This window comes from Helicobacter sp. CLO-3, assembly GCF_001854545.1.
Classification (GTDB): domain Bacteria; phylum Campylobacterota; class Campylobacteria; order Campylobacterales; family Helicobacteraceae; genus Helicobacter_B.
This window is the reverse complement of sequence record NZ_MLQN01000016.1, coordinates 1-25,736: the sequence shown is the minus strand read 5'-3', so window position 1 is coordinate 25,736 and position 25,736 is coordinate 1. Positions and strand designations below refer to the sequence as shown.

The window sequence follows — 25,736 nt, the reverse complement described above, 5'->3', positions numbered from 1 at the left end:
TGGCTTTTTTTGGCGTTTTTTGATTATTATCGCGCTTTTTTGCTATTTTGCCATATTGATGCGCAAAATTTTGCACGATTTGTGTCATAAGGTGATTTTTGGGTGAGTGTTTTAGCTATTTTTTAAGCAAAAAGGTAGTAAAATGCGCCCCGCATCCCAAGTGCGAGATTAGAGAAGCTAAGGGAGCGCACCTATACATTCTCTGCGGATTTTCTTAAAGCGTTGTTTTTAGATTTCTGCGGATTCTGGTATGTTTTTGTCGCGTTGTTTGTGCTATTTTGGCGCTTTTGCCTTTGTCTATGCGCTAGCCAAGCTATTTGCCAAACCTTAACCAAAGCCTTAAAAAAGATGTATAGCCATACCTCCTTTTTGCCTTTTGCTATCCCTTATTGCCTACTCTCTTCTTTATCCCACGATGCTACAACCACAACTAAAGGAAACACAATGAGCAAGATTCAAGTGGATAAACAAGCGGTTTCAGAGTTTTTTGAGTTTTGCAGAGCAAATGAAGTAGAGTTTATCGACTTCCGCTTTACAGATATCAAAGGCGTGTGGCATCATTTGGCATTTTCAGCAAATGCGGTAAATGAAGATAGTTTTGAGGGCATCCCTTTTGATGGTAGCTCGCTCCCAGCATGGCAGCCGGTAAATAAATCTGACATGGTGCTAATCCCTGACCCAGTGCGCTATTTTATCGATCCATTTACCGCAGATACCACAGCGGTGGTGTTTTGTGACATTTGGGATATTTATAAAAACGAGCCATATGAAAAATGCCCGCGCTCTATCGCCAAACGCGCGAGCAAATTTTTGCAAGAAAGCGGGCTAGGTGATGTGGCGTATTTTGGACCAGAGAATGAATTTTTTGTCTTTGATTCTATAAAGATTAAAGATTCTGTGAATTGCCAATACTACGAAATCGACACAGAAGAGGGCGAATGGAATCGCGACAAAGAATTTGAAGGCGTGAATATCGGGCATCGTCCGGGCACTAAGGGCGGGTATTTTCCAGTGCCACCGGTGGATTCTATGATGGATTTGCGCGCGGAAATGGTAAAAGTGCTAAATCAAGTAGGGCTAGAAACCTTTGTCGTGCATCATGAAGTCGCGCAAGGACAAGGCGAAATCGGCGTGAAATTTGGCGATATGCTAGAAGCGGCGGATAATGTGCAAAAGCTAAAATATGTCGTCAAAATGGTAGCGCATCTCAATGGCAAAACCGCGACATTTATGCCAAAACCGCTATATTCTGACAATGGAAGCGGAATGCATGTGCATACAAGTATCTGGAAAAATGGCAAAAATCTATTTGCCGGCAATGCGTATGAGGGACTAAGCGAAATGGCACTCCATTATCTAGGTGGCGTGCTAAAGCATGCGCGCGCACTCGCGGCATTTACAAATCCTAGCACAAACTCTTATAAACGCCTAATCCCCGGATTTGAAGCGCCTAGCATTTTGACATATTCCGCACAAAATAGAAGTGCGAGTATCAGAATCCCATACAACAGCGGCGAAAAGGCAAAAAGAATGGAATTCCGCTTCCCAGATAGCTCAAGCAACCCTTACCTAGCGTTTGCATCAATGCTTATGGCAGGAATCGATGGAATCCAAAACAAAATCGACCCGGGCAAGCCAATGGAAGTAAATCTTTTTGAGCTCACCCTTGATGAGATCCGCGAAAAAGGCATCAAGCAGCTTCCACATACTTTGCGCCACGCGATAGAAGAAATGCTTGTGGATAAAGACTATCTAAAACAAGGCAATGTCTTTAGCGAGGAGTTTATCCAAACTTACAAGCAGTATAAGTTTGAGACAGAGATTTGGCCATGGGAAGGACGCCCGCATCCATTTGAGTTTATCACGACTTATAGTTGCTAGCTAGCGACTAGCTTCGCGCAGAATCTGGATTCTAGATTCTGCGCGAGAATCTAGCTTGGAATCTAAACATATATCTCTGTCTAAGACCAAACACGCAAACTACGCTACACAAAATCCACCCAAATCAAACGCCAAAAAACACGGAATCCAAAAAGTGAAAAAGCAAGCAAGGAATCGCAATTTCAAAAAAGTAGAATCTAAAAACACCAGAATCTAAAAGCAAAAAGCAATATTCAAGCAAGTTTTAAGAGATAAAAGCGATTTAACAAAGTAGGCTAAAATGCGCGACTTGTGACATCGCACATTTTAGGTTTGGCTATGACCGACCCTATCGAGAAGGTCTTGGGATATCTTCCACTCACCATTTATTTCTACAAGTTCGATGGTTAGAGATGCTGAACTATCATCTTTGAAGTCTGCTTTTAAGGTTACGATAGCTTGTCTAGGGACAATTTTAGTTTCAGTAGCTTTTACACTATCTAAACCACTGTGTTTTTTTATGGTTTTCCCACTTGCTTCAATTATTTTTTCAGCAAGCACTACTTTTTCTGCTTCAGAAAGTTTTTTTGAGCCATTAGAATCAAAAAACTTAGCTAGCGCTTTTACATCACCATCGCTTATGTCCTCATAAATCTCCACAGCCACATCTTCTGGGTCAGATTTCCCGCAGCCTACCAATCCTAGCAGCAATCCAGCGCAAAGCGCAACTTTTAACAATTCTTTCATTGTTACTCCTTTAAAGTATTAAATTTGAAGCGAGCGACATATTACTATTTTTTTGTTTGTCAAGAGGGCTTCTCGATTTGGTGCGCATAACATAAAAAAACACAAATTATCATAAGTCAAACATAAAAGCAATGCGATTGCTTTAAAATATCTTCACCACTTGCCAACAAGTTTGGTGTAAAATCTCCCAACTTTGATAAATTTATGACAAATAAGCAATTTTCTTAAACTTTGTTTTGTTATAATCGCGAGTCTTTTTTAGAGCAAGTTTTCTCCAAACATATCAGATTTGGCTACCCAAAAGCCAGCAATCACAAAGCCTACGCGAAGCAACAATGCAAAGCAAGCAACAACTACAACTAAAGGAGAGAAAATGAGCCAGCGACATAATTTTAGTAAAAATGCAGGGCAAAATACTGCAAACTCGCCAGAATCCAGCCCCCTAGAATCTAAGCATATCGGGCTGTATGAGCCGCGCTTTGAGCATGATTCCTGCGGGATTGGCGCGGTGGTGAATATCAAGGGGGTGAAATCTTACAAAGTCATCGATGATGCGCTAAAGATTCTCATGCAGCTAGAGCATCGCGGAGGTGCGGGCGCGGAGGAGAATAGCGGTGATGGCGCGGGGATTTTGATACAGATTCCACATGAATTTTTTGCCACGCAGGAGCTCGGATTTGCTTTGCCAAAAGAGGGCGATTATGCGGTGGCGCAGATTTTTCTCTCATCAAATTATGAAGCTAAAGAAGAAGGCAAGAGGATTTTCCTAGAAGTGTTGCAAGAGCAGAATCTGCAATTCTTAGGATTTCGCGCGGTGCCTTACAACCCAAGCGATATCGGGCAAAGTGCGCGCAATGCGATGCCTTACTTTTTGCAAGCTTTTATCATGCGTCCAAAAGATAGCGCGCGGGGCTTAGAGTTTGAGCGCAGGCTTTACCTCGCAAGGCGCACGATAGAAAAGCGCGCGCTCAATGTGCCGAAGTTTTATATCTGCTCGTTTTCCTCGCGCACGATTGTGTATAAAGGAATGCTACTTTCTACGCAGCTTAGCGATTTTTACCTCGATTTTAAAGATGTGAATCTGAAAAGCGCCATTGCGCTCGTGCATTCTAGATTCTCGACAAACACCTTTCCTAGCTGGGAGCGCGCGCATCCAAATCGCTACATGGCGCATAATGGTGAGATAAACACTATCAAAGGCAATGTCGATGGAATCACCGCGAGGCAGGGGCTTTGCAAGAGTGAATATTTTGATGATTTGAGCGCGGTTTTCCCTATCATTGCAAAGCCTAGCTCGGATTCTGCGATGTTTGATAATACGCTGGAGTTTTTGAGCCTCAATGGGCGAAGCCTTGAAGAAGCCTTTATGATGATGATCCCAGAGCCGTGGAGCAAAAATACAAATATCGATCCCAAAAAGCGCGCCTTTTATGAATACCACTCGACTTTGATGGAGCCGTGGGATGGACCTGCGGCGATTATTTTTACTGATGGCGTGATGATGGGTGCGAGCCTTGATAGGAATGGATTCCGCCCTTCGCGCTACTATATCACAAAGGATAATTTTTTGATCCTTGCCAGCGAAACAGGCGCGCTAAAGCTTGATGAAAGCAATATCCTAGCCAAAAAGCGCTTGGAGCCGGGCAAAATCCTGCTTGTAGATACCGCGCGCGGGCGACTTGTCTCTGATGAGGAGCTAAAAAGTCAATACGCCAACGCAAAGCCCTATAGCAAATGGCTAGAGAATCTCATCAAGCTAGAAAAGCTAGAATCTAAGGGCTTTAAAGAGGAATTTTTGGATTCTGAAAGTTTGTTGCGCTTGCAAAAAGCCTTTGGCTGGAGCTATGATGAGCTTTCCCAAAGTGTGCTACCAATGGCGCAAAATGGCAAGGAAAGTCTCGCAGCTATGGGGATAGATACGCCTTTAGCGATATTAGATCCAAAACCGCAGAATCTTTTTAATTATTTCAAGCAACTTTTCGCGCAAGTCACCAACCCGCCGCTTGATGCCATACGCGAGGAAATCGTCACAAGCCAGAGAATCTACCTCGGGCGCGAAGGCAATCTACTGCAACCAAATGAGAGCAATTGCAAGCGCGTGAAACTCGCCCAGCCAATCATTAGCAATGAGGAACTTTATAAAATCGAAAATCTCAAAGGCTTCAAGGTCGCACGACTAAATCTCACATTTTCGCATAAAAAGCAAAGCTTAGAATCCGCACTTGAGGCGCTTTTTGAAAAGGCATTAAAAGAAATCGAAAAAGGCGTGTCAATCCTCATCCTAAGCGATAGGGGCGTGAATGAAGAACAAAGCGCGATTCCTTCACTGCTAGCAGTTTCTGGACTTCACAATTACCTCGTGCGTTGCAATCGTCGCACGCATGCAAGCCTTGTGATAGAATCTGCCGAACCGCGCGAAATCCACCACTTAGCCTGCTTGCTAGGCTATGGCGCGACCGCTGTGTGCCCCTACCTCGTGTATGAAAGTATAAACGCACTCATCGCGCGCAACGATTTAGGCATAAGCTACAAACAAGCGGTGGAAAACTACATACACGCGAGCATGGGCGGTATCGTCAAAATCGCCTCAAAAATGGGAATCTCCACGATGCAAAGCTACAATGGCGCGCAAATCTTTGAATGCGTCGGCATAAAATCTAGCGTGATAGAAAAATACTTCACCTCCACGCCTAGCAAGATTGAAGGCATCGGGTTAGAGGAAATTGCGAGCGATTATGCGCGCGTGCATAAAAGCGCGTTTGAATCCACCACGCGAGCGCTTGATTCTAAAGGCTTGCATAATTGGCGCGCGGGGAAAGAGGAGCATTTGCTTGATCCGCTTGTGATTTTCAAACTGCAAGAATCTTGTCGGCGCGGGGATTATGCGCTGTTTAAAGAATACACAAATCTTGTGGATTCTAAGCTTGTGAGTTTGCGTGATTGTCTGGAGTTTGACACCACGCAAGCGATTGGGATAGAGGAGGTTGAAAGCGTAGATTCTATTGTGAAGCGCTTCAAAACTGGTGCGATGAGCTATGGCTCTATTTCAAAAGAAGCGCATGAATGCCTAGCAATTGCGATGAATCGCCTAGGTGGTAAGAGCAATTCTGGTGAAGGTGGCGAAAATCCCGAGCGTTACGCGCCTATGGCAAATGGCGATTCTAAATCAAGCGCGATAAAGCAAGTGGCAAGCGGGCGCTTTGGCGTGGATATCGAATATCTTGTCAATGCTAAGGAGCTACAAATCAAAGTCGCGCAAGGTGCGAAACCGGGCGAAGGCGGGCAACTTCCGGGCTTCAAAGTATATCCATGGATCGCACGCGCGCGCCATAGCACGCCGGGCGTCGCCCTCATCTCCCCTCCTCCACATCATGACATCTACTCAATCGAAGATTTAGCGCAGCTCATCTATGATCTCAAAAACGCCAACACAAGCGCGCAAATCTCCGTCAAGCTTGTGGCAGAATCTGGTATCGGCACCGTGGCTGCGGGCGTGGCAAAGGCTGGGGCGAACATCATCCTAGTCTCTGGCTATGATGGCGGCACGGGTGCGAGCCCGCGCACGAGTATCGCAAATGCCGGGATCCCTTGGGAGCTAGGACTTGCAGAGACGCACCAAACGCTTATCTTAAATGGCTTGCGCGATAGAGTGAGAATCGAGACTGATGGCAAGCTTCTAAGCGGGCGTGATTTGGCAGTGGCGGCGTTGCTTGGCGCGGAGGAGTTTGGCTTTGCCACGGCGCCTCTTATGGTGGTGGGCTGCACGATGATGCGCGTGTGTCATCTAAACACCTGCCCTTTTGGCATCGCCACGCAGGATAGGGAGCTTCGCGATAGATTTAAGGGCAAGCCAGAGCATGTGATGAATTTTATGCGCTTCATCGCGCAGGAGTTGCGCGAGTATATGGCAAAGCTAGGCTTTAGGAGTGTCGATGAGATGGTAGGGCGCGTGGATAAACTCCGCCAAAAAAGACTTACCGGCAAAGCTAGCAATATCAATTTGGATCGCATGATACAAAATCTAAGCACCTACAATAAAAGCGCAGTGCATTTTGAAGGATTTAAAGATAATAAGCTAGAAAAGACGCTAGATTCTCGCGTGCTTCTCCCGCTATGCAAGCGCGCGCTAAGTCAAGGCAAAAAAATCAAACTTGCCCTAGAAGTCAGCAACCTAAGCCGCACCTTTGCCACGACACTTTCTAGTGAAATCACTAAAACCTATGGCGCAAAGGGCTTAGAAGAAGACAGCATACAAATCACAGCCATCGGCAATGCGGGCAATAGCTTTGGCGCGTTTGTAAATCATGGAATCCGCTTAGAAATCATCGGCGATGCAAACGACTATCTAGGCAAGGGACTAAGTGGCGGGAAAATCATCGCCAGAAGCGCACCAGAATCCACTTTCAGCGCGGAGGAAAACATCATCGTGGGAAATGCCTGCCTCTATGGCGCGAGCGCTGGCGAAGTGTATCTTGATGGCATCGCGGGGGAGCGCTTCTGTGTGAGAAATTCTGGCGTAAGTGCTGTCGTGCTAGGCATGGGCGTGCATGGGTGCGAGTATATGACCGGCGGGCGCGTACTGGTGCTTGGCGATGTGGGTGAAAATTTTGCTGCTGGCATGAGTGGGGGCTATGCATACATCCTCGGACAGCACAATATCCCGCGTATCAATACCGAGCTGGTGGATATCAGAGCACTTAGCAAAGATGATGAAAAAGAGGTGCGCGCGTGGCTTGAAACGCATATCGCTTGCACGCAGTCCAAAAAGGCGCGCGAGGTGCTAGAGCGCTTTAACAAAAACGACTTTTTCAAAGTGATGCCACGCGACTATGAACGCGCCCTCAAAGCACTAGAATCTTGCAAAAACGAAGCCGACCCAGAACTCGCAGCATTTGAAGTGATAACAAAGGGGAAGAAGTAGAATCTGGATTCTGCGCAAAATAGGCAATTAAAATTTTATAGCATAAGGAGTCCAAAATATGGAAGCAAGAGAAAATAGCTTCAGTTTTGTTGTTAATGAAAATGAAATGAGAATACCTTTTTTTCAGAGAGCTTATGTTTGGAGAGAAGAACATTGGGAGCAATTTTTCAATGATTTAAAAGAAAGTTTTGCGAACAAAAAAGAACATTTTTTGGGTTCTGTTATCATCAAGCGTCAGCAAGGACAAGATAATTTTTCTATGGTGATAGATGGGCAACAAAGATTAACAACTTTCTCTATTTTGTTAAAAATTTTATATGATGAATTAGAGGTGGATGAAAGGGATGATTTTAGAAGTCTGCTATTTAAAAAATATACAAAAAATAATGAGCCAAAAATTAGCCACTCAAAATTTGATAAAGAAAAATATATAAAAATTTTACAAGATATAAACTCTATAGACCTTAAAGACAAAGATGGCATATTTGGCTGTTACAATTATTTTAAAACACGCATCAAAGATTTTGACAAAAATGATATTTTTGATTTTACAAAACATATTGCAGATAGCAAACTTTGGGTAGTAGTCTATCTCAATGCCAATGAGGACGAACAAAAGATTTTTGATTCTATAAATTCTACTGGCGAAAAGCTAACTGCAACAGATATCATAAAAAATGCCTTGTTTGATAAGGCAATAAAAGAAACTAGCGAAGAGCAAGCAACCAATTGGTATGAAAAATATTGGGAAGCTACTTTTGAAGGCAAAGAAAACTTGGGATTTTGGAATACAGAAATACCAACCGGCAGAGTAAAACGCGTAAGAAGTGAAATATTTTTACATGCTTTTGCGATCATAAAAGGACTGTTTGATCCAGAAAAACACTCATTGGAAAAATTGAGTTCATTATACAAAGATCACATAAGAACGATAGATGAAAAAGAATTAGAAAATTTATTATTATATATTCAAAAATTAGCAAATATATACTATAGCTTTCCAAATATAAATAAAAATACAGTATTTACATTTGATGAATATGAGGAAAGATTTTTTCATATTATTGAAACTTTAAATATGAATAGTGTTTTGCCGCTGGTGATTTACTTAAAAGACACATTGCAAAAAAGTGAGCAGACTTATAGACAATGCTTATATATGCTTGAAGTTTTAATTTTATGTAATTTTAAAACAAAAGACTACAATAAGTTTTTTGCAAGAATAATTAAAGAATCTAAAAAAGAAAATGAGGATTTACAAAAATTCTTAAAAAATGAAATTGAAGAAAGCAGTGCATATTTATCTTGTTTGCAAATCGATTCTGTAAAAGAATGGTTATGCAATATAACAAATTCCAATGCAAAACTTATTCTATTTTGGATAGAGCTTTATAGGCAACATAAGGAAAAGGATTATAAAGATAAAATAGGGCTTGAATATGCCTACACGCTTGAACATTTAATGCCACAAAAATGGCAAGAGCATTGGGGGGATATTGGCAAAAATAATGAAAAGGCAGAAAGTCTTATTTATCAAATTGGCAATATGACTTTATTAAGAAGCAAATTGAATACGGCCTTAAGCAACCTTGATTGGCAAACCAAACTTCACGGAGATGGAAAAGCTAGAAATTATATCGGCAAAAATGCCGATTTGCTAATTACAAGGGAATTATTGAATAAAAAAGAATGGGATGAAAATGAGATCAAAAAGCGAACAGAACAATTTATAAAAGATTTTATAGAAATATGGGATATAACTATTTTTAACCACAACAACACTAAAGGAGGCAGAAATGGGTAATCCACGCGGATTTTTGGACTACAAAAGAGAGGAATTAGAGACAATCGCGCCACAAAAGCGCATCGCAAACTACAAAGAGTTTTATAAACCGCTGGCAAAAAGCGCGCAAGAGCTTCAGGGTGGGCGGTGCATGAATTGCGGTGTGGCGTTTTGTCAAACTGGTATCATCGCACAAGGGCAAAAGTTAGAACAAAACCCGATGCAAACAGCCTTCCAAACCGCGCACAACGCACGATACGCGCAAGAATTACACTCCGCAAATCATGGCGCTATCGGTTGTGTGGAGGAAAAAACCGAGCGCATCAGCGGTGGCGAGGTGGGCTGCCCGCTGCAAAACCTTATCCCAGAATGGAACGATCTCATCTATCGCGGGCTGTGGAGCGAGGCGTATGATAGGCTAAGCCTTACTAACCCCTTCCCTGATTTTACCGGCAAAATCTGCCCGGCACCATGTGAAGATTCCTGCGTGTGTGCGATAAACACCGATAGCGTGACGATAAAAAATAATGAGCTAGCAATCATCGAAAATGCCTTCTCTGCCGGGCTTGTGAAGCCATATATCCCCAAAAAGCGCAGTGGCAAAAAGGTGGCGATCATCGGTAGCGGGCCTGCGGGGCTGGCGTGCGCGTGGGAGCTAAACGCGCAGGGGCATAGCGTGGTGGTGTATGAGCGCAGTGACCGCGCGGGCGGGCTTTTGATGTATGGGATCCCGGATATGAAGCTTGAGAAAAGCTTTGTGGAGCGCAGGATTGAGGTTTTGCGCCAAAGCGAGATAGAGTTCAAACTTAGCCATAACATCGACACGCCCAAAAAAGCGCAAGATTTGGTGAAAAAATATGATGCGGTGGTGCTGGCCACAGGCGCGAGCAAGCCTATCGATTTGCAGATTGAGGGCAGAGAGCTTGATGGCGTGATGTTTGCGCTGGATTTTCTCACTCTTAGCACCAAAAGCTTGCTAGATTCTCACAAAGGCGCGGAGCTGGCAAAAGGCAAAAATGTGCTAATCATCGGAAGTGGCGATACGAGCGTGGATTGCGTGGCAGTAGCGCTTAGACAAGGGGCGAAATCCATCACGCGCTTTGAGCGAAGCCCCAAACGCCCAGAATCCCGCCCAAGCTCAAACCCTTGGCCTTTGAAAAAGCAGACATTTAGCACGGATTATGGGCTAAAAGAAGCCATCGCGCACTTTGGCAGCGACCCGCGCCAATACCAAAAACTCACCAAAAAATTTGTCGGCAAAAATGACAAAGTGAGTGGCGTGGTAGCGTGCGACTTGCACTGGAGCGTAGAATCTGGAAAGCGCGTAAGTAGCGAGGTAAAAGGAAGCGAGAAAGAATACAAAGCGGATTTGGTGCTTTTGGCGATGGGCTTTAGCGGTGCGGAGGATAATTTGGCAAAAAACTTTGATATAGCGCTTGATAAACGCACCAATATAGAAACACACGCCTACGCCACGAGTAATCCCAAAATCTATGCGTGCGGAGATGCGCGCAGCGGGCAAAGCCTAGTCGTATGGGCGATAAAAGATGGCATCCTCTGCGCGCGCGCGCTTGGCGAGAAGATTGGCAGGCAAGATCCAGAATCTAGCTCAAAGCATACAAGGGGATAGAAATGACCATAATTAATATTCGCGATGGTCTTGGTAATCAAATGTTTCAATACGCATTTGCCAAAGTGCTAGAATCCAAAGGCGAATCTGTCGTGTTAGATACAAGTTGGTATAGCGAAGAACCAGATTCTGTCTCAAAAAATATTGCAAATAAAAAAAACATTCGCAATCTAGAAATTACAAGGTTTGATATAAAAATTGTGCCTTATATGGAGATAGAAACCATGTTGCAGACGCAAGATAAATTTTATCATTTTTTTTCCTTTATTCATAAACTCATTGCCTATGCCCCAAAAGAATGTTTGCGTGTTGGCTTGAAAAGTTTTTTGCCAAAAACCCGCAGGTTTCATCCCTACAAATACCATATTAAGGAAGTTTATGATTCCAGAGATTTAAGTGCTTTGCCACATGATATCCTAAAAAATGCTCTTATATTTGGTTTTTTTCAAAAACTTTCATATTTTAAACATATAGATTCTGAAATCCGCGCGGATTTTACCCTGTGCACGCCACTTTCACCAGCAAATGAGGCGATGAAAAAGCGCATTTTGTCTACGCCAAATGCAGCGTTTATCCACATCAGGCGGGGAGATTATTTGAATGTTTGGCAGGTTATCAAGCTTGGAAAGGCATATTATGCAAGTGCAATAAAGGAAATTTTAACGCATGTGAAGAATCCAAAATTTTTTATTTTTAGCAATGATATTGAGTGGTGTAAAAATAATTTTATAAATTTGATAGATTCTAGCGTATTTGCTGGCAAAGAGTATGAGTTTGTCGAGCAAAATGGTGAGGGGGATGCGATAGAGGAGCTTGAGCTTATGCGCTCTTGTAAGCATGGGATTATCGCCAATAGCACTTTTAGCTGGTGGGCGGCATATCTTATGGAAAATCCAAAAAAAACCGTTATTGCACCAAGTAAGTTTTTTTTAATACCACCACCACAAGAACCAAACCATATTGATGATATTTTGCCAGAAGGCTGGATAAAAACAGATCCAACTTGGGGAAATGTGGAATCATAAATAATTTTAAATATTTAAAATTATTTATTTAATGGGCTTTTTTTAGATTTATAGAAAATTTGGCATTGCAAAATCCTCGCAAAATCCTATCTTTTTTGGTAAAATCGCACTTTTAGTTGCAAGACCTATAAATAAGGACAAAAATGACTCATGATATTTGCGTGATTATCTCTTGCTATAATGAAGAGCACACGATATTGCAAGTGATAGATGAGGTGTCTGCTGTGCTGCCACAAGCGCATATCGCGGTGTTTGACAACAACTCGACCGACAGCTCCAAATCGCTCGTGCTAGGCAGAATCCAAATGCTTGCTAATAGTGCAAATATTGATGGGGGGGGGGGCACATACCAAAGCTTCATAGAATCAAGCGCACCAGAATCTAAAAATAAAGTTCCCAAAACGCAAGATTTTGCAGCTAAAATAAATGTAGAATCTAAAAGAGCGGAATCTAAAAGACTAGATTCTGCGAGTCTAGATTCTCCTGCCAACGATACTACTTTATTCAACGCCACATCAATCACCCCCACATCAATCAACCCTGCCTCAATCATCCCCACTTCAATCAACTCGGTCTCTACCATCATGCCAAATGGCGGGCGTTTGAGCCTTTTTTCCACCACCACGCAAGGCAAAGGTGCGGTGATAGCCGATGCGTTTGCACTGCTAGATGCTGATATTTATGTAATGATTGATGGCGATACGCAGTATGACACCGCGTTTTTACCGCAGGCACTCGCGCATTTTTGCCAAAACCAGCTTGATATGCTAAACATCGCGCGTGCCACGATAAATGACAGCGTGCATCGGAAGGGCCACAGCTTTGGCAATAAGCTTCTGAGCACCGCTGCGGCGATATTTTTTGGCAAGAATTTTGGCGATATGCTAAGCGGATATAGGATCTTTTCGCGCGCATTTGTCAAAAGCTTCCCAGCACAGAGCAAGGGCTTTGAGATAGAGACGGAGCTAAGCGTGTTTGCCCTGCAGCAAAATCTGCGTGTCGATGAGATAGAAGCACCTTACAAATCCCGCCCAGAAGGCAGCTTCTCCAAGCTTCACACTTTCAGAGATGGCTTTAGGATCCTTTTTATGATTTTTCAGCTGCTTTTTACCGAGCGCCCGCTGCTTGTGTTTGGATTTTTAAGCGTGCTTAGCTTTGCGGTGTCGCTCATCATTGGCGTGGATATTTTTATGGAGTTTTTGGAGACTAGCAGAGTGGCTAGGTTCCCGACACTTTTTGTGTGCGTGGGGCTTGGGGTCATCGGCGTGGTGCTAGGTGTGGCTGGGATGCTCGCACATTTGGTGGTAAAAGGCAGCAAAGAAGCACGACGCATGGCGTATTTGAATCATAAAAAAATTTTATAATTTTTATTTTTAGCGCCAAATTTTGATATAATACAAATTTTTTAATCATAAAAATATTTTTTGGAGAGCATTATGTTTGATTTTTTAAAATCACTAGAAGTATTTAGGCTAGCTAAATGGCAAAAGATAGTCGCGTGGATTTTGTGCGCTATCGCTGCGGTATTATGCGTGGCGTTTTTGTCGCTGAAATGGTATGCGCATGATAGGAGTTTTGAGGCGGTATTTTACCTAGAATCTATGGAGGAAATCAGCGATAAGGCAGAATCTAAAGAGCTAGAAGGCAAGGCTGGTGGGCAGAATCTAGCGGCGGATTTTACAGATGCTGCTGACTCCAACAAAGGCTCATCGAAAAGTGACAAAAAATATTCCTACACTGCCAAGCTAAAATTTAAAAATAATATTTTTAGCCCCCAAATAGATTTTTCAGAAGCTGAAGCACTGGCTTTTGAGTGGGAGAATATCATAGATTCTGCACTTTTAGAGAATCTAAGGGTTGATAATAGGCGCGTAAAATTTGAATCGGCGCAATATATAGCACCGCCAGATTCTGGGGCTTTAAAGCTTGGTGCGCTTACATATAAATGCCATTTTTTATGGGAATTTTTGTGGGATATTGCAGGGCGGCTTTTTGCATTGCTTTTTATTATTTTTGCGCTGCCTTTGGCGATAAGGGCGTTTAAGCTATATGCAAGTTTGTTGCCGCCAAAAGTGGCGCTATCTAGTAGAGACGCCGCAGAATCCAGCGCATCAAATACAGCAAAAGCGCTTGGTGCGGGCGACAAGATATTTTTGACTTTTAGCTTATTGCTAATAACCGCGCTATTTGCATTCCAATTTTGGCTTGGATTTCCGGGTTTTCATGTGATTGGCGATACTTATAGTTCCATAGAATTATTAAAAAACAATTGGCATCCTGTGTTTATATCTTATGTGCTAGAATTTTTATATTTTATCTTTGGCAAACATCTATGTTATTTATTTCTTTTTAACCTCGTGCCTTTTTATGCTGGCTTGGCATTTTTGGTATGCGGATTATACATCCATTTTAGGAGTAAATTTGCGCTTTTAGCATTATTTCCGCTATTTATTGGCAATATTTATTTTCAAAACTTCGTGCAATATCATGGCTTTGCCCTGCCCATGATGCTTTTTTGTCTTTATAGCATGCTTTTATTTTTGATTTTAGCACCACTAGATTCTCATCCAAAATGGCGCAAGGCACTATGGGTGCTTGTGTGGATAGTGATGTTTTTTGCCATCCTTTGGCGGCACAATGCGATTTTTAGTGTGTATCCTGCATTTTTTACTATTTGTTATTTATTTTTGAGGGGTGGAAATTTCCAAAACAAAAGCGTGGCGGCGTATAATATCAGCCAAAAATCCACACAAAACAAATTAGATTCTAGTGCAAAACTTAGTCAAAAAGGCTTTTTGTATCATTATTTTATTTTACTTGTCGCAAGCGCCGTGCTATGTCTGAGTGTGGTTATTGTCGTGCCAAAAGTATTGACGATGGGCAAAGCATATGCCACAAATCATATGATTTTACATAAAATCGCCGGTGCCTGCGTGCCCGCGGATGATTCTAGCTGTTTTAAAGCCGAGTGGTATGCAGAGGGTAAAACATGGGAAGATGTTAAAAAGGTGTTTTATAAATATCCGCTAAATGCGGATCCTATGAATGTGCATTGGTACTATCATGACGAACGCCCATTTAAGATGGAGAAACTAAAAGGATTAAGTAGTGAGCTAGCAAAGGCGGCATTAAAATATCCCAAAAATTTTTTAAAATTAGAATTTGACTTTATCAAAGCTATGTGGATACAAAATCCTGGCTATATTTTTGACGCTAAAAATATGCAAATAAAACCCACGCATCCTTATCATGTGGCTTCTACTGCGCCATTTCCAGAATCCGAGCGCAGCATAACCTTCACGCCACTGCAAGAAAAAATATATACATTTTTATTTGAGCATAAATTGACATTAAATCATATTGTAGGCGTGGTTACAAATGCCTTAGTGATGGTTTTTAGCCTTGTGCTTTTGTGTGTGAAAAAAGAAAAGTTATCGCAAATGTCTTATTTACAAGCGCTGTTTGTTTTTAGCTTTAGCGTTGGATTTGCTGGATTTTTTAGCGCGTTTTTTATTGCAGCTTTTTCACCAATAGTCTTTGATAGATACATGTCGCCAGTGACTGCTTTGGGCGTGATGTCGTTTATAGGATTTATGACATGCATTTGTGAGTATGTGAAATGTCTCAAAAGCGCATGCAAAGCCAAAACAGATCAATAAATATAAGCTAGAATCTAGACCAAATAAGCCCAAAGAAAAACAATAGGCGACCTTGACCATAATCAGCTTCCATTGCGCTTTTAAAAATCCACGCGCCGCAAGATTCTAGCGTAAAATCACAATACGCCCAAATATCTTTTAGGAATAGCTTTTGCTTTAAACTCTCAAAGGCATTTAAGGACATCCCAAAGATATAAGGACATATCATGATTTCAAAGCACGCCAGCCACATCAAAAACGCCGACTGCACCAAGAGCACCAGCTACACCAAAATCGCCAAGCCCAAGCGCTTATCATTTACCGCGCTTTTTGCCGGCATTTTCTCTAGCCTCATCACCACTAGTGCGCTGGCTTATGATCCACAGATTGATTTCAACCCGCCTGATTATGTCGAGGAGATGCCTAGCAAGGAGTTTTTGCCTGCACCCGCGCAAGCAGGCAGTCTTTTTGGGCAGGGTGAGCGCCCGCTTTTTGCCGATAGGCGCGCGATGCGTCCAAACGACCTCATCACCATAAACATCGATGAAAGCTCCAACGCCAGCCTTTCAAGCTCCAAAGACTACACCAAAACATCCCAAGGCGTCACCAACCCGCCAAACCTCGCCTACAATGGCGAGAATCCAGAGACGGCCCTTGCCACGCGCGAGCTAAACGACCAAACCAACTACACGCTAACCAAGCCAAACGACAACTCGACATTCAAAGGCAGCGGGCAACAAAGCCGCAACGACGCGCTGCGATTTTCCATCACCGGCAGGATCCTAAAAGTGCTCGAAAATGGCAACTACTTCGTGTATGGGCACAGCGAAGTGCTGATAGATGGCGAAAAGCGCCTCGTCACGATAAGCGGCGTCATCCGCCCCTATGACATCGAGCGCAACAACACCATCTCATCCAAATACATCTCCGACTCCAAAATCGCCTACACAAGCCTAGGCGCTATCGGGCAAACCAACCACAAAAAGCCCGCCGCGCAGGCACTCGAAGATGAGTATCCATTCTAGGCTGTAAGTGGCTGGAGTGGTTAAAATGGCTAGAGGGCTAGAGGGCTGGAGCGGGCTGGAATGAGTAGAGCGCACAGCGAAAAATCGCGCGATTTATCCAATAAGGCGCGCGCGGTGCGCGAGAATCTGCCTAGGGGGAGTCTATCGAGCGAGAATCTATCAAGGGGGAATCTATCTGAAGGGAATTTAGGCGGCGAGAATCTACATAATAAGAGTTTGCCTAGTGAGATTCTAGGCGAAAATATGCCTAACAAAAGCCTATCTGGTGAGAATCTGGCGCGCAAAAAAGCTGGCGATAAGATTCTAGCGTGCGAAAATTTATCAAGCGAGAATCTAGCTAACGAGAATCCAGCAGGTGATGATAACTTGTCGCGCCAGAATCCACCTAACCATGCCAGCAAAACCAGCCAAACCAACAAAGCCAGCAAAACTAGCCAATCTACCCAAATCAGCCAAACCGACAAGCCCAGCCAAACTATTCAAACTATGCAAACTAACAAAGTCGGTCAAACAAACCAAACTAACAAGCCAAGCCAAGCCATTCAAACTAATAAAGCCACCCAAAACATGCAATCTGCCAATATCCAAACCACTCCCAGCCAATCCCCCGCCACTCAATCCGCCCCGCGCAAAGTCTGCCTCATCCCAGCGCGCGGCGGCTCCAAGCGCATCCCGCTCAAAAACATCAAGCCCTTTTGTGGCGAGCCCATAATCGCCTATTCTATCCGCACCGCGCTGGATTCTGGGCTGTTTGATGAAGTCATCGTAAGCACGGATAGCGAGCAGATAGCGCAGGTGGCGCGGGATTTTGGCGCGAGTGTGCCTTTTTTGCGCCCAGCAGCGCTTAGTGATGATTTCACGCCCACCATCGCCGTGGCGCAACATGCGATACACGCGCTAAATGCACTAAATACGCGCGCGGATTTAGCACTAAATCAAAGCCTAGAAAATCTAGATTCTAGCGCAAAATCTATTTCAAAATCCACGCGAGAATCCACTACAAACCAAAACGCCACCAGCCACGCACCAGAATCCCAAACCACGCAAAACACACAAACCGCGCGCCTTTTGGATTCTACCAGCCAAGCCGCACTAGATTCTGCCACGCCAGCCACCACACCAGCCACACGCGCGCATTTTTTAGATTCCACCATACCAGCAAAACACGCACCACTTTTAGATTCTGATCTTTTATGCGTGATATATCCCACTGCGCCGCTGCTTTGCGCCGCTTCGCTTTCGCGCGCACTAGAGGCGCTGCTGACTACCCCGCACAAATCATTTGCCTTTGGCGCGGTGGCGTATGATTACAATCCCTATCGCAGCTTTCATCTCAAAAATAGCGCGCCGAGCATGCTTTTCCCGAGCCTCTATGATGCGCGCTCGCAGGATTTGGAGGCGGTGTTTCATGATGCGGGGCAGTTTTATTGGGGCTTTGTGCGCGCGTGGAATGCGGGGCTTGCGATATTTGCGCCGCATTCTTGCGCGATAGAGTTGAGCGCGCTTGAAGTCCAAGACATCGATACGCTCGATGATTGGGCGCTGGCGGAGATGAAATATCAGCTTTTGCAAAATAAACGCGAGGCGAAAAGCTAGAATCCAAAAGCCGCCATGAAAAAAGCAGAATCTATAATCATCAGTGTTTGCACGCAGTGGGGAAATGCGGCGGGTGGGGGGCATATCATGCGCTGTCTTCGCCTAGTGGAGCTGCTGGCAAACGCACAAAATGCAGAATCCAAAAGCGTGGAGTTTGAGGGCGCAGAGCTTGAGAGTATAGAATCTAAAAATACAGAGTTTGAGCGCGCGGAATCTGGGCGTGCAGAATCTAAAAATATAGCATCCAGCGCAGAATCTAAAAGCCTAAATTCTAGCGATGCAAAATCCACGCACACAGAATTTGGGCGCGCGATTTGTGTGAGATTTTACAATGCAAGTGATGCGAACGATAACATCGCGCAAAAACTCACACTAAATCCAGCGCATGCAGAATCCTTGCAAAACCCACCACACACAAACTCTACGCAGAATCTAAAGCGTGCAAAACCCACGCCAAACCCTCTAGATTCTAGGATTCAGCGCATCGCCAAAGATTCTAGGCTAGATGCTTTATTTAGCGCGCTTGATTGGCGCGAGGCGGATATTTTTGCCTCGATTGTCGCGGATTCTACGCATATTATTTTTGATAGCTATGATTTTCCGCCGCGCCTTATACAAAGCGCGCTTGATAGGCATTTGCCCTGCCTCATATTTGATGATAGCGCGCAGATTCCGACATGGGCTAAAAATCTTCACACCACAAACGCGCCACTTTTCCTGCTAAATCCAGCGCTTGGCGCAGAATCTAAATTTCAAGATTTTGCAAGTTTAGATTCTGCAAACACAAAACCAAAAGACACAGAAGGCACGCATTTTTTCATCGGTGCAGAATACAGCCTCGCCCCCTCTATTTTCCGCTATAATCGCACCACCACGCGCGCAAAAATAGAGCACATCCTTATCACGCTCGGTGCCAGTGAGACAAATGAAAAAATCCAAACAATCAAACAAATCCTAGAATCCGCCCGCCACACAAGCCCACACGATTCACACAAAAACGCGCTAGAATCCACAAAACAAGATTTCACCCTCGCGCAAAACTTCCACCTCCATATCGCCGATGGCGCACTTTCGCCAAGAGAGCTAGCCGCGCTCATGAGAGAGTGCGACATCGCTATAAGTGCGGGCGGGCAGACGCTCTATGAGCTAGCCCTAAGCGCACTCCCCACGATAATACTCCCAATCGCGCCAAACCAAATCCTCCAATCGCTCGCCTTTGCGCGCACACAAGGCATGATGATGGCAAATCTAGATTCTAGCCTACTAGAATCTATAGCCGCCCTCACGCCCGCCCGCCGCGCGCAGATGAGCGCTACCCTCGCCACCCTTCCCATAGGCAGCAAAGCAAAAGAACTCGCGCGCTTTATCGGATAAAAAATTTTAAATTTACAAAAAGGCGATAAAATACCCACTTGCGAAACTTTTGGCAAAATACATTCACTAGGAGACATCATGAAACGCACACAAAATAGCACACAAAGCAAGGCAGGCGCACTAAGCAAGCTGCTTGGCATATCGCTGATAGCAGGAGTTTTGAGCGCAAACGCGCTGTATGCGAAAGTTCTAGCCACCGTCGATGGCACACAAATCACTGAAGAGACATTTGAAGAGATAAAGGCACAGGACCCGAACTTTGACTTCAACAAGCTAAACAAAGACCAGCAAAAAGAGCTAGTAAATCAAGCGATAGATAACATCATCATCGCCAAAGAAGCCCAACGCGCCAAAATCGACACGACGCCAGAATTTACACAAGCTTTCAACAAAATCACCAAAAACATCAAAGACCGCCTGCTAGTGCAAGCATGGGCGCAGACAGAGATACGCAACATCGCTAGCAAGGTAAATGTCACCGAGCAAGACGCGCGCGCGTATTATGACTCTCACAAAGCAGACTTCAACAAGCCAAATGTGCATGCGCGCCATATCGTGGTGAAAACAGAATCCGAAGCCAAAAAAATCATCGATGAGCTAAACAAAACGCCAAAAGGCAATGTCGAAAAAGTTTTCATCGACCTTGCTAATAAACGCACGATAGACCCGGGCAACAAACAAGCGCAAAATGGCGGTGATTTGGGAATGTTTGAGCGCGAGCAAATGGTAGAACCATTTTCCAATGCGGCATTTTCTATGAGTGAGGGCACATTTTCCAAAACGCCGGTGAAAACAGACTATGGCTATCATGTGATTTATGTCATAAGCAAGGCAAATGAATATCCATTTGATAAAATCAAACAGCCGCTTATGAATATGCTAGGCGAGCAAAAAGTAAATCAAGAGATGAAGCAAAAGGTTGAAAGCTTGCGCGCGAAGGCTAATGTCAAGCTTTCTATATAATCTGAATAATCTGAAGTGATTCTTTTGAATTTGGCACTTTTGGCGTTTAAATAGTGCTTAAATATCAAGCGCTAAATATCGCTAGCGTGGCGGCTTGGTGTCGCTGCGCTAAAATTTAAATCAAGAATCTAAAATCGAAAATCTAAAATCAATAATCTAAAATCAAGATTTTAAAATAGAGAGCCTAGAATCTAGAATCTAAAATAGAGATTTTGCATTTTGGATTCTTTTTTTGGATTTTTGATTCTGGATTCTTAGTTTCTTATTTTTGGATTCTAGATTCTGCATTTACATCTTACACCAATTCTAAGGAGGCTATATGCTAGTAAGTGGCAGTGAAATTTTGCTAAAAGCTCACAAAGAGGGCTATGGCGTCGGCGCGTTTAACTTTGTGAATTTTGAAATGCTAAACGCTATCTTTAACGCCGCGCTTGAGGCAAACTCGCCCATCATCGTGCAAGCAAGCGAAGGTGCTATAAAATACATGGGGATAGATATGGCAGTGGGGCTGGTGCAAATCCTAAGCAAACGCTACCCGCAAATCCCAGTAGCACTTAACCTTGATCATGGCACAAGTTTTGAGTCTTGCAAAAAGGCGATTGATGCGGGCTTTACTTCGGTGATGATTGATGCTTCACATCATCCATTTGAAGAAAATGTCGCCATGACTAAAGAAGTCGTGCAATACGCGCATAGCAAAGGTGTGAGCGTAGAGGCGGAGCTGGGGCGGCTTATGGGGATAGAGGATAATATTTCAGTCGATGAAAAAGACGCCGTGCTAGTCAATCCAGATGAGGCAGAGGAGTTTGTCAAAGAGACAAAGGTTGATTATCTTGCACCCGCTATTGGCACAAGCCATGGGGCGTTTAAGTTCAAAGGCGAGCCAAAGCTTGATTTTGCGCGACTGCAAGAAGTCAAACGCCGCACCAACATCCCGCTAGTTTTGCATGGCGCAAGTGCAATACCACAATATGTGCGCGAGGCGTTTCTAGCCACAGGTGGCGATCTCAAAGGTAGCAAGGGCGTGCCTTTTGAATTCCTCCAAGAAGCAGTCAAAGGCGGGATAAACAAGGTAAATACTGACACAGATTTGCGTATCGCTTTTATGGCGGAAGTGCGCCGCGTGGCAAATGAGGATCCTACGCAGTTTGATTTGCGTAAATTTTTCGCGCCCGGAATGCAGGCGATGCAAAAGGTGATGGTAGAGCGCATGCAAGTGCTAGGCTCGGCTGGGAAGGCATAAGGGCTGGATTCTGCTAAAGGGCGTTTGCAAAAGGCTTGAACTTGAAAAAGTGCATTTGCAAAAGGCGTGGAATCTAGCGCGTTTAGATTCTGGCTCCAAATCGTGCAGTAGCTAGAATCCTAACGCAAAGCTAGATTCTAGCTTCAAAACAAAAGCGCGTAAAAGTATAGAATCTAGCACAACAGCGAGAATCTAGCCTTGCCTCTAAACCCGCGCAATCTAGCAAATTCGCTCCGCAATCCCAAAATCCGCCCAAAAGGATTTATTCGGAGGATTCATCAGAGGATTTACCATGAGTTGGCGCTTTTTGTAATATGTTTTGGCGATACTCCTAGCACTCGGGCTTGTCGCCTGTGCTAGCAAGCCAAAATATGTAGTAGATTCTGAGGATTTTACCTCCTTTGGCATCGACTATCACGACATAAACAATGTCGTCAAAAAATCCGCGCAAGCACTGCTAGAATCCGATTTTACCAAAGCCATAAAAGGCAAAAGCCCCCTAGCCATCTCTGACATCATAAACCAAAACCAAGAATACATCGACACAGAATTTTTATCACGAGCACTCGTGCGCGCGCTTCGCCCAAGCAAAAAATTCACCCTTACCAACGCATTTGTAGGAAGCGGCGCAAATGCGGATTCTGCGATAAATAGCGTAAGGACGCTCAATAACAACTACAGCCAAAACAGCAGGTCACAAGCTGGCACACTCATCGCCCCACAATACTCGCTAAGCGGCAAAATCACCAAATCACTAAAGCAAATCGGCGATAAAGTGCGCGCGGATTATTTGTTTTTGTTTGTGCTGACAGATCTCAAAACCGGGCTTGTCGTGTGGGATCATGAAGAAGTCATCTCTAAGATTTTGGATAAAGATTATGTAGAAAAATATGGGGCCTATAGCGCGAGCAATACACAATCCACACAAGATGAGCAATCCACGCAAGATGAGCAATCTCAAACCGCGATGAAACCTGCCAAAAAGCCATTTTTCAAGCGCTATCTAAGCGACGAAGCTAAAGAATTACATAAATTCACCAATGCCTCCATGCTTGCAGGGATGGAATTGGGCCTCACTGCTGGTATCCAAACACGCGATATGCCTCACGATGCAGAAGATATGGGAGTAGTTTTAGATTTTGGATTTTTCGGCTTGCCGATGTCCGATGAGTCCTCTGGCTTTGGCTTAAAGCTACGCACCGAGTATGGATGGAAATGGACAGGCACCTTGTTTAGTGTGCGAGTTGGGCTGCAGGGCTACTATCACCCAGCCATATTTAGCAACAAAAAAGGTGTGCAGAAAGCTAGCTTCTATGTAGGTGGGGGCTTTGTGAAAGTGAGTGATAAAGTGAGTGATAAGGTTGTGGAACATGGCGGCGGATATGTCGATGCAGGCTTACTGCTTTTTTCTACTTCTATTATACCCATCTCGATTGGATATAGGGCGGATTTTTTCCCGCAGACAGGAATGCAGCATTCAATTATTATGTCATTTATGCTTATTCCTGCGATTGCCAGGTCTGTGGATAAGAATGTTGAGTTTTAGTTTTGCATTGGCACGATATTTTGCTATAATGCACGCTTCCAAACAAAACTAATCCCACGCATAAAGTGCAGAATCTAGCGCAAATGCCAAATCTAGCCGCGCTCTAATCGATATAGCCCATGCAATCTATATAAATTCGCTTTGCAATCCCAAAATCCGCCAAAAGGATTTATCGGAGGATTTACCATGAGTTGGCGCTTTTTGAAATATTTTTTGGCGAAGCATTTTTTGGTGTCATCGCTAGTATCGCTAGTATTTGGATTTGCCTATGCTGAACCAAATGCAAATACTGCGATAAATCCGCAAGCCCACGCATCACAAAATATCTACCAAACCCCGCAGCAAACCATGCAGCCAACTACACAGCAGATTTTGCAGCAACCAGCGCAACCCACCCTACAATCCCAACCCACCTCGCAATCCCAGCCACAACCCGCCAAAAAGCTATTTTCCACATCGCGCTACCTAAGCAACAACGCCAAAGACTGGCATGACATCAACAATAAACTTATGTTTGTAGGGCTAGAAGTAGGCTATGCCACTAGCAGCCAAACGCCATATAGAGCATACAACACCCAAGATGTTAGGCTCGCCGCAGATGCTGGATTTTTAGGCTTGCCAAAATCCAGCGACTCCTCTGGCTTTGGCTTCAAGATACGCGGCGAGCTAGGGCTGCAGCGCCGCTATCACAATGTGCGAGCAGGGATTGAGGGCTACTATCACCCAGCCGCGCTTAGTAGCAGAGATGGCTATCAGATTGTTAGCCTGTATGCGGGTGCAGGTGCTGCGATAGATACCAAAGGCAGGGATGCTGGCGGATATGTCGATATGGGCGTGCTGCTTTTGCCTAGTTTTCCGGCTTTTGCTTCGCTTGGGTATAGGGCGGATTTCATCCCGCAGGTGGGGATGCAGCACTCGCTTATGCTTTCGCTTAGAGTTTCTGTGATTTTGGCGGCTATATTTTTGCATTAAGCGTTTTCGAGGCGTTTTGCATTGGCGCGACATTTTTGCTATAATGCGCGCTTCCAAACAAAACTTAAGGAGAATCTATGGCAATCAGCATGAGCGAGCTAAAAAAGGGGCTAAAAATAGAAATCGATGGCATACCTTATAAAATCGTAGAATACCAACATGTCAAACCGGGCAAAGGCGCGGCGTTTGTGCGCGCGAAAATCAAGTCGTTTTTGGATGGCAAGGTGATAGAGAAAACCTTCCACGCCGGTGATAAATGCGAAGAGCCAAACATCGTAGAAAAGCCGATGCAATACCTCTACCACGATGGCGATTATTATCAATTCATGGATAATGACACTTATGAACAAATCGCTTTGAACGAGGATCAAGTGGGCGATGCGGCGAAGTGGATTCTCGATGGCATGGGCGTGCAAGTGCTTTTGCATAACAACAAGGCGATTTCTGTGAGCGCGCCACAAATCGTAGAGCTAAAAATCACCGAAACACCGCCAAACTTCAAAGGCGACACCTCCTCTGCTGGCAAAAAACCAGCCACGCTAGAAACGGGTGCAGTGGTGCAGATACCTTTCCATGTGCTAGAGGGCGAAGTCATCCGCGTAAATACCGAAACCGGCGAATATGTCGAGAAGGCAAAATAAGCGACAAAAGGGCTGGAATAGGCGACAAAAAAGCTGGGGTGAGTCATAAAAGTAGAAATAAGGCAAGGGTGTAAATAGGGATAAAAAGGCCAAAATAAGTGATAAAAAGGGCTAAGGCTAGCGAATAAAAAGATTGAATGGGTGGTAAAAAGCTGGAATCGGCGAGTAAAAAGACTGAAATGAGCGATAAAAGGCAAACCCACTTTTTGCAAGCTAGCACAGCGCCAACCTCGCGAGATTTGCCACTGATTAGATTCTGCAGCTAAACAACCACACTCGCAGATTTGCGAGGCAATTTCACGCATTGGCTTTGCGAGACTATCGCCCACAGATTGCGAAATGATTTTACACACGCGCTTTGCTAGGATTCTAAGAACCAGCCTTGTGAGATTTTAAATCTTTTGCAGAATCCAAAAGTCATTTCTACCATTGCAAGCGCAGCAGGACAATCTAAACTATAAAATACACTTTATTTTCCGCAGCCATAAACACTGCTACCCCAAATTATGCTACAATACCGCCTTTATTTTAAAACTAAAATCTCAAATAATCCCCACACAAAGGCATCCTCATGCAACTACCCAGAATCCAAACTCCATTATCTCTATTATCCATGAGCTTTATCCACCGCATTATTATTTATCCTTTCCCTATCCCTCACAAGCTGCGCCAAAGATAGCAAAACAAAATACATCACAGAATCCAAAGCCTACGCATCCACAGGCATAGACCCACACGATATAGAGCAAGTCGTCGAGAAGTCCGCCCGCTC

Annotated in this window: 15 protein-coding genes and 1 pseudogene; 15 read left to right on the top strand and 1 reads right to left on the bottom strand. The window is 44.2% G+C overall.

Annotation, left to right across the window (positions count from 1 at the left end; all coding sequences use genetic code 11):
- The first annotated feature begins 444 nt into the window (after nucleotides 1-444).
- Nucleotides 445-1,881, top strand: a complete 1,437-nt coding sequence (gene glnA, locus BKN38_RS05485) for a type I glutamate--ammonia ligase (RefSeq protein ID WP_066455625.1) — start codon at nucleotides 445-447, stop codon at nucleotides 1,879-1,881.
- Nucleotides 1,882-2,187: 306 nt separating this feature from the next.
- On the opposite strand, the gene BKN38_RS05480 is transcribed toward glnA, so the two are convergent.
- Nucleotides 2,188-2,607, bottom strand: coding sequence for a DUF4878 domain-containing protein (locus BKN38_RS05480; RefSeq protein WP_066455622.1), 420 nt, complete (start codon nucleotides 2,605-2,607; stop codon nucleotides 2,188-2,190).
- Between the two features lie 373 nt (nucleotides 2,608-2,980).
- Between BKN38_RS05480 and gltB the strand changes: the two genes are divergently transcribed.
- The 14 genes and pseudogenes from gltB to efp all read left to right on the top strand — a co-directional run bounded on the left by gltB (nucleotide 2,981) and on the right by efp (nucleotide 24,964).
- On the top strand, nucleotides 2,981-7,528 hold the full coding sequence (gene gltB / locus BKN38_RS05475; RefSeq protein ID WP_082942534.1) for a glutamate synthase large subunit: 4,548 nt from the start codon (nucleotides 2,981-2,983) through the stop codon (nucleotides 7,526-7,528).
- 58 nt (nucleotides 7,529-7,586) lie between these two features.
- Nucleotides 7,587-9,332, top strand: a complete 1,746-nt coding sequence (locus tag BKN38_RS05470; protein ID WP_070957725.1) for a DUF262 domain-containing protein — start codon at nucleotides 7,587-7,589, stop codon at nucleotides 9,330-9,332.
- Nucleotides 9,325-10,941: a glutamate synthase subunit beta gene (locus tag BKN38_RS05465; RefSeq protein WP_066456450.1), complete on the top strand. Its 1,617-nt coding sequence runs from the start codon at nucleotides 9,325-9,327 to the stop codon at nucleotides 10,939-10,941. Before BKN38_RS05470 ends, BKN38_RS05465 begins: the two co-directional genes overlap by 8 nt.
- 2 nt (nucleotides 10,942-10,943) lie before the next feature.
- On the top strand, nucleotides 10,944-11,966 hold the full coding sequence (locus BKN38_RS05460; protein WP_066456455.1) for an alpha-1,2-fucosyltransferase: 1,023 nt from the start codon (nucleotides 10,944-10,946) through the stop codon (nucleotides 11,964-11,966).
- A 143-nt stretch (nucleotides 11,967-12,109) separates the two neighbouring features.
- Nucleotides 12,110-13,330, top strand: coding sequence for a glycosyltransferase (locus BKN38_RS05455; RefSeq protein ID WP_143000214.1), 1,221 nt, complete (start codon nucleotides 12,110-12,112; stop codon nucleotides 13,328-13,330).
- Nucleotides 13,331-13,402: 72 nt separating this feature from the next.
- Complete coding sequence (locus BKN38_RS05450; protein ID WP_066456463.1) at nucleotides 13,403-15,625, top strand: hypothetical protein; 2,223 nt, start codon at nucleotides 13,403-13,405, stop codon at nucleotides 15,623-15,625.
- Nucleotides 15,626-15,831: 206 nt separating this feature from the next.
- Nucleotides 15,832-16,629, top strand: a complete 798-nt coding sequence (gene flgH, locus BKN38_RS05440; RefSeq protein WP_082942589.1) for a flagellar basal body L-ring protein FlgH — start codon at nucleotides 15,832-15,834, stop codon at nucleotides 16,627-16,629.
- Between the two features lie 642 nt (nucleotides 16,630-17,271).
- A complete protein-coding gene (locus BKN38_RS11865; protein ID WP_371113556.1) occupies nucleotides 17,272-18,225 on the top strand; it encodes a cytidylyltransferase domain-containing protein in 954 nt (317 codons plus the stop codon).
- 1,092 nt (nucleotides 18,226-19,317) lie between these two features.
- Nucleotides 19,318-19,443 (top strand): annotated as a pseudogene (locus tag BKN38_RS12275) (CMP-N-acetylneuraminic acid synthetase); the annotation flags it as partial.
- A gap of 234 nt (nucleotides 19,444-19,677) precedes the next feature.
- Nucleotides 19,678-20,562: a peptidyl-prolyl cis-trans isomerase gene (locus tag BKN38_RS05425; RefSeq protein WP_066456472.1), complete on the top strand. Its 885-nt coding sequence runs from the start codon at nucleotides 19,678-19,680 to the stop codon at nucleotides 20,560-20,562.
- A 319-nt stretch (nucleotides 20,563-20,881) separates the two neighbouring features.
- Nucleotides 20,882-21,805 (top strand): class II fructose-bisphosphate aldolase, encoded by a 924-nt coding sequence (locus BKN38_RS05420; RefSeq protein ID WP_066456476.1) that lies wholly within the window; start codon nucleotides 20,882-20,884, stop codon nucleotides 21,803-21,805.
- 319 nt (nucleotides 21,806-22,124) lie between these two features.
- Nucleotides 22,125-23,351, top strand: coding sequence for a hypothetical protein (locus tag BKN38_RS05415; protein ID WP_066456479.1), 1,227 nt, complete (start codon nucleotides 22,125-22,127; stop codon nucleotides 23,349-23,351).
- A gap of 186 nt (nucleotides 23,352-23,537) precedes the next feature.
- On the top strand, nucleotides 23,538-24,323 hold the full coding sequence (locus BKN38_RS05410; RefSeq protein ID WP_066456481.1) for a hypothetical protein: 786 nt from the start codon (nucleotides 23,538-23,540) through the stop codon (nucleotides 24,321-24,323).
- Nucleotides 24,324-24,400: 77 nt separating this feature from the next.
- Nucleotides 24,401-24,964 carry an elongation factor P gene (gene efp / locus BKN38_RS05405; protein ID WP_066456484.1) on the top strand — a complete coding sequence of 188 codons (564 nt, stop codon included), beginning with the start codon at nucleotides 24,401-24,403 and terminating at the stop codon, nucleotides 24,962-24,964.
- The last annotated feature ends 772 nt before the right edge of the window (nucleotides 24,965-25,736 follow it).

Excerpts from the sequence above, each read along its gene's own strand:
- gltB (WP_082942534.1), top strand. The coding sequence starts at position 2,981 with ATGAGCCAGCGACATAATTTTAGTAAAAATGCAGGGCAAAATACTGCA.
- BKN38_RS05480 (WP_066455622.1), bottom strand. The coding sequence starts at position 2,607 with ATGAAAGAATTGTTAAAAGTTGCGCTTTGCGCTGGATTGCTGCTAGGA.
- BKN38_RS05425 (WP_066456472.1), top strand. The coding sequence starts at position 19,678 with ATGAAACGCACACAAAATAGCACACAAAGCAAGGCAGGCGCACTAAGC.
- BKN38_RS05450 (WP_066456463.1), top strand. The coding sequence starts at position 13,403 with ATGTTTGATTTTTTAAAATCACTAGAAGTATTTAGGCTAGCTAAATGG.
- efp (WP_066456484.1), top strand. The coding sequence starts at position 24,401 with ATGGCAATCAGCATGAGCGAGCTAAAAAAGGGGCTAAAAATAGAAATC.
- BKN38_RS05460 (WP_066456455.1), top strand. The coding sequence starts at position 10,944 with ATGACCATAATTAATATTCGCGATGGTCTTGGTAATCAAATGTTTCAA.
- BKN38_RS05420 (WP_066456476.1), top strand. The coding sequence starts at position 20,882 with ATGCTAGTAAGTGGCAGTGAAATTTTGCTAAAAGCTCACAAAGAGGGC.
- BKN38_RS05470 (WP_070957725.1), top strand. The coding sequence starts at position 7,587 with ATGGAAGCAAGAGAAAATAGCTTCAGTTTTGTTGTTAATGAAAATGAA.
- BKN38_RS05465 (WP_066456450.1), top strand. The coding sequence starts at position 9,325 with ATGGGTAATCCACGCGGATTTTTGGACTACAAAAGAGAGGAATTAGAG.
- BKN38_RS05410 (WP_066456481.1), top strand. The coding sequence starts at position 23,538 with ATGAGTTGGCGCTTTTTGAAATATTTTTTGGCGAAGCATTTTTTGGTG.
- glnA (WP_066455625.1), top strand. The coding sequence starts at position 445 with ATGAGCAAGATTCAAGTGGATAAACAAGCGGTTTCAGAGTTTTTTGAG.
- BKN38_RS05455 (WP_143000214.1), top strand. The coding sequence starts at position 12,110 with ATGACTCATGATATTTGCGTGATTATCTCTTGCTATAATGAAGAGCAC.
- flgH (WP_082942589.1), top strand. The coding sequence starts at position 15,832 with ATGATTTCAAAGCACGCCAGCCACATCAAAAACGCCGACTGCACCAAG.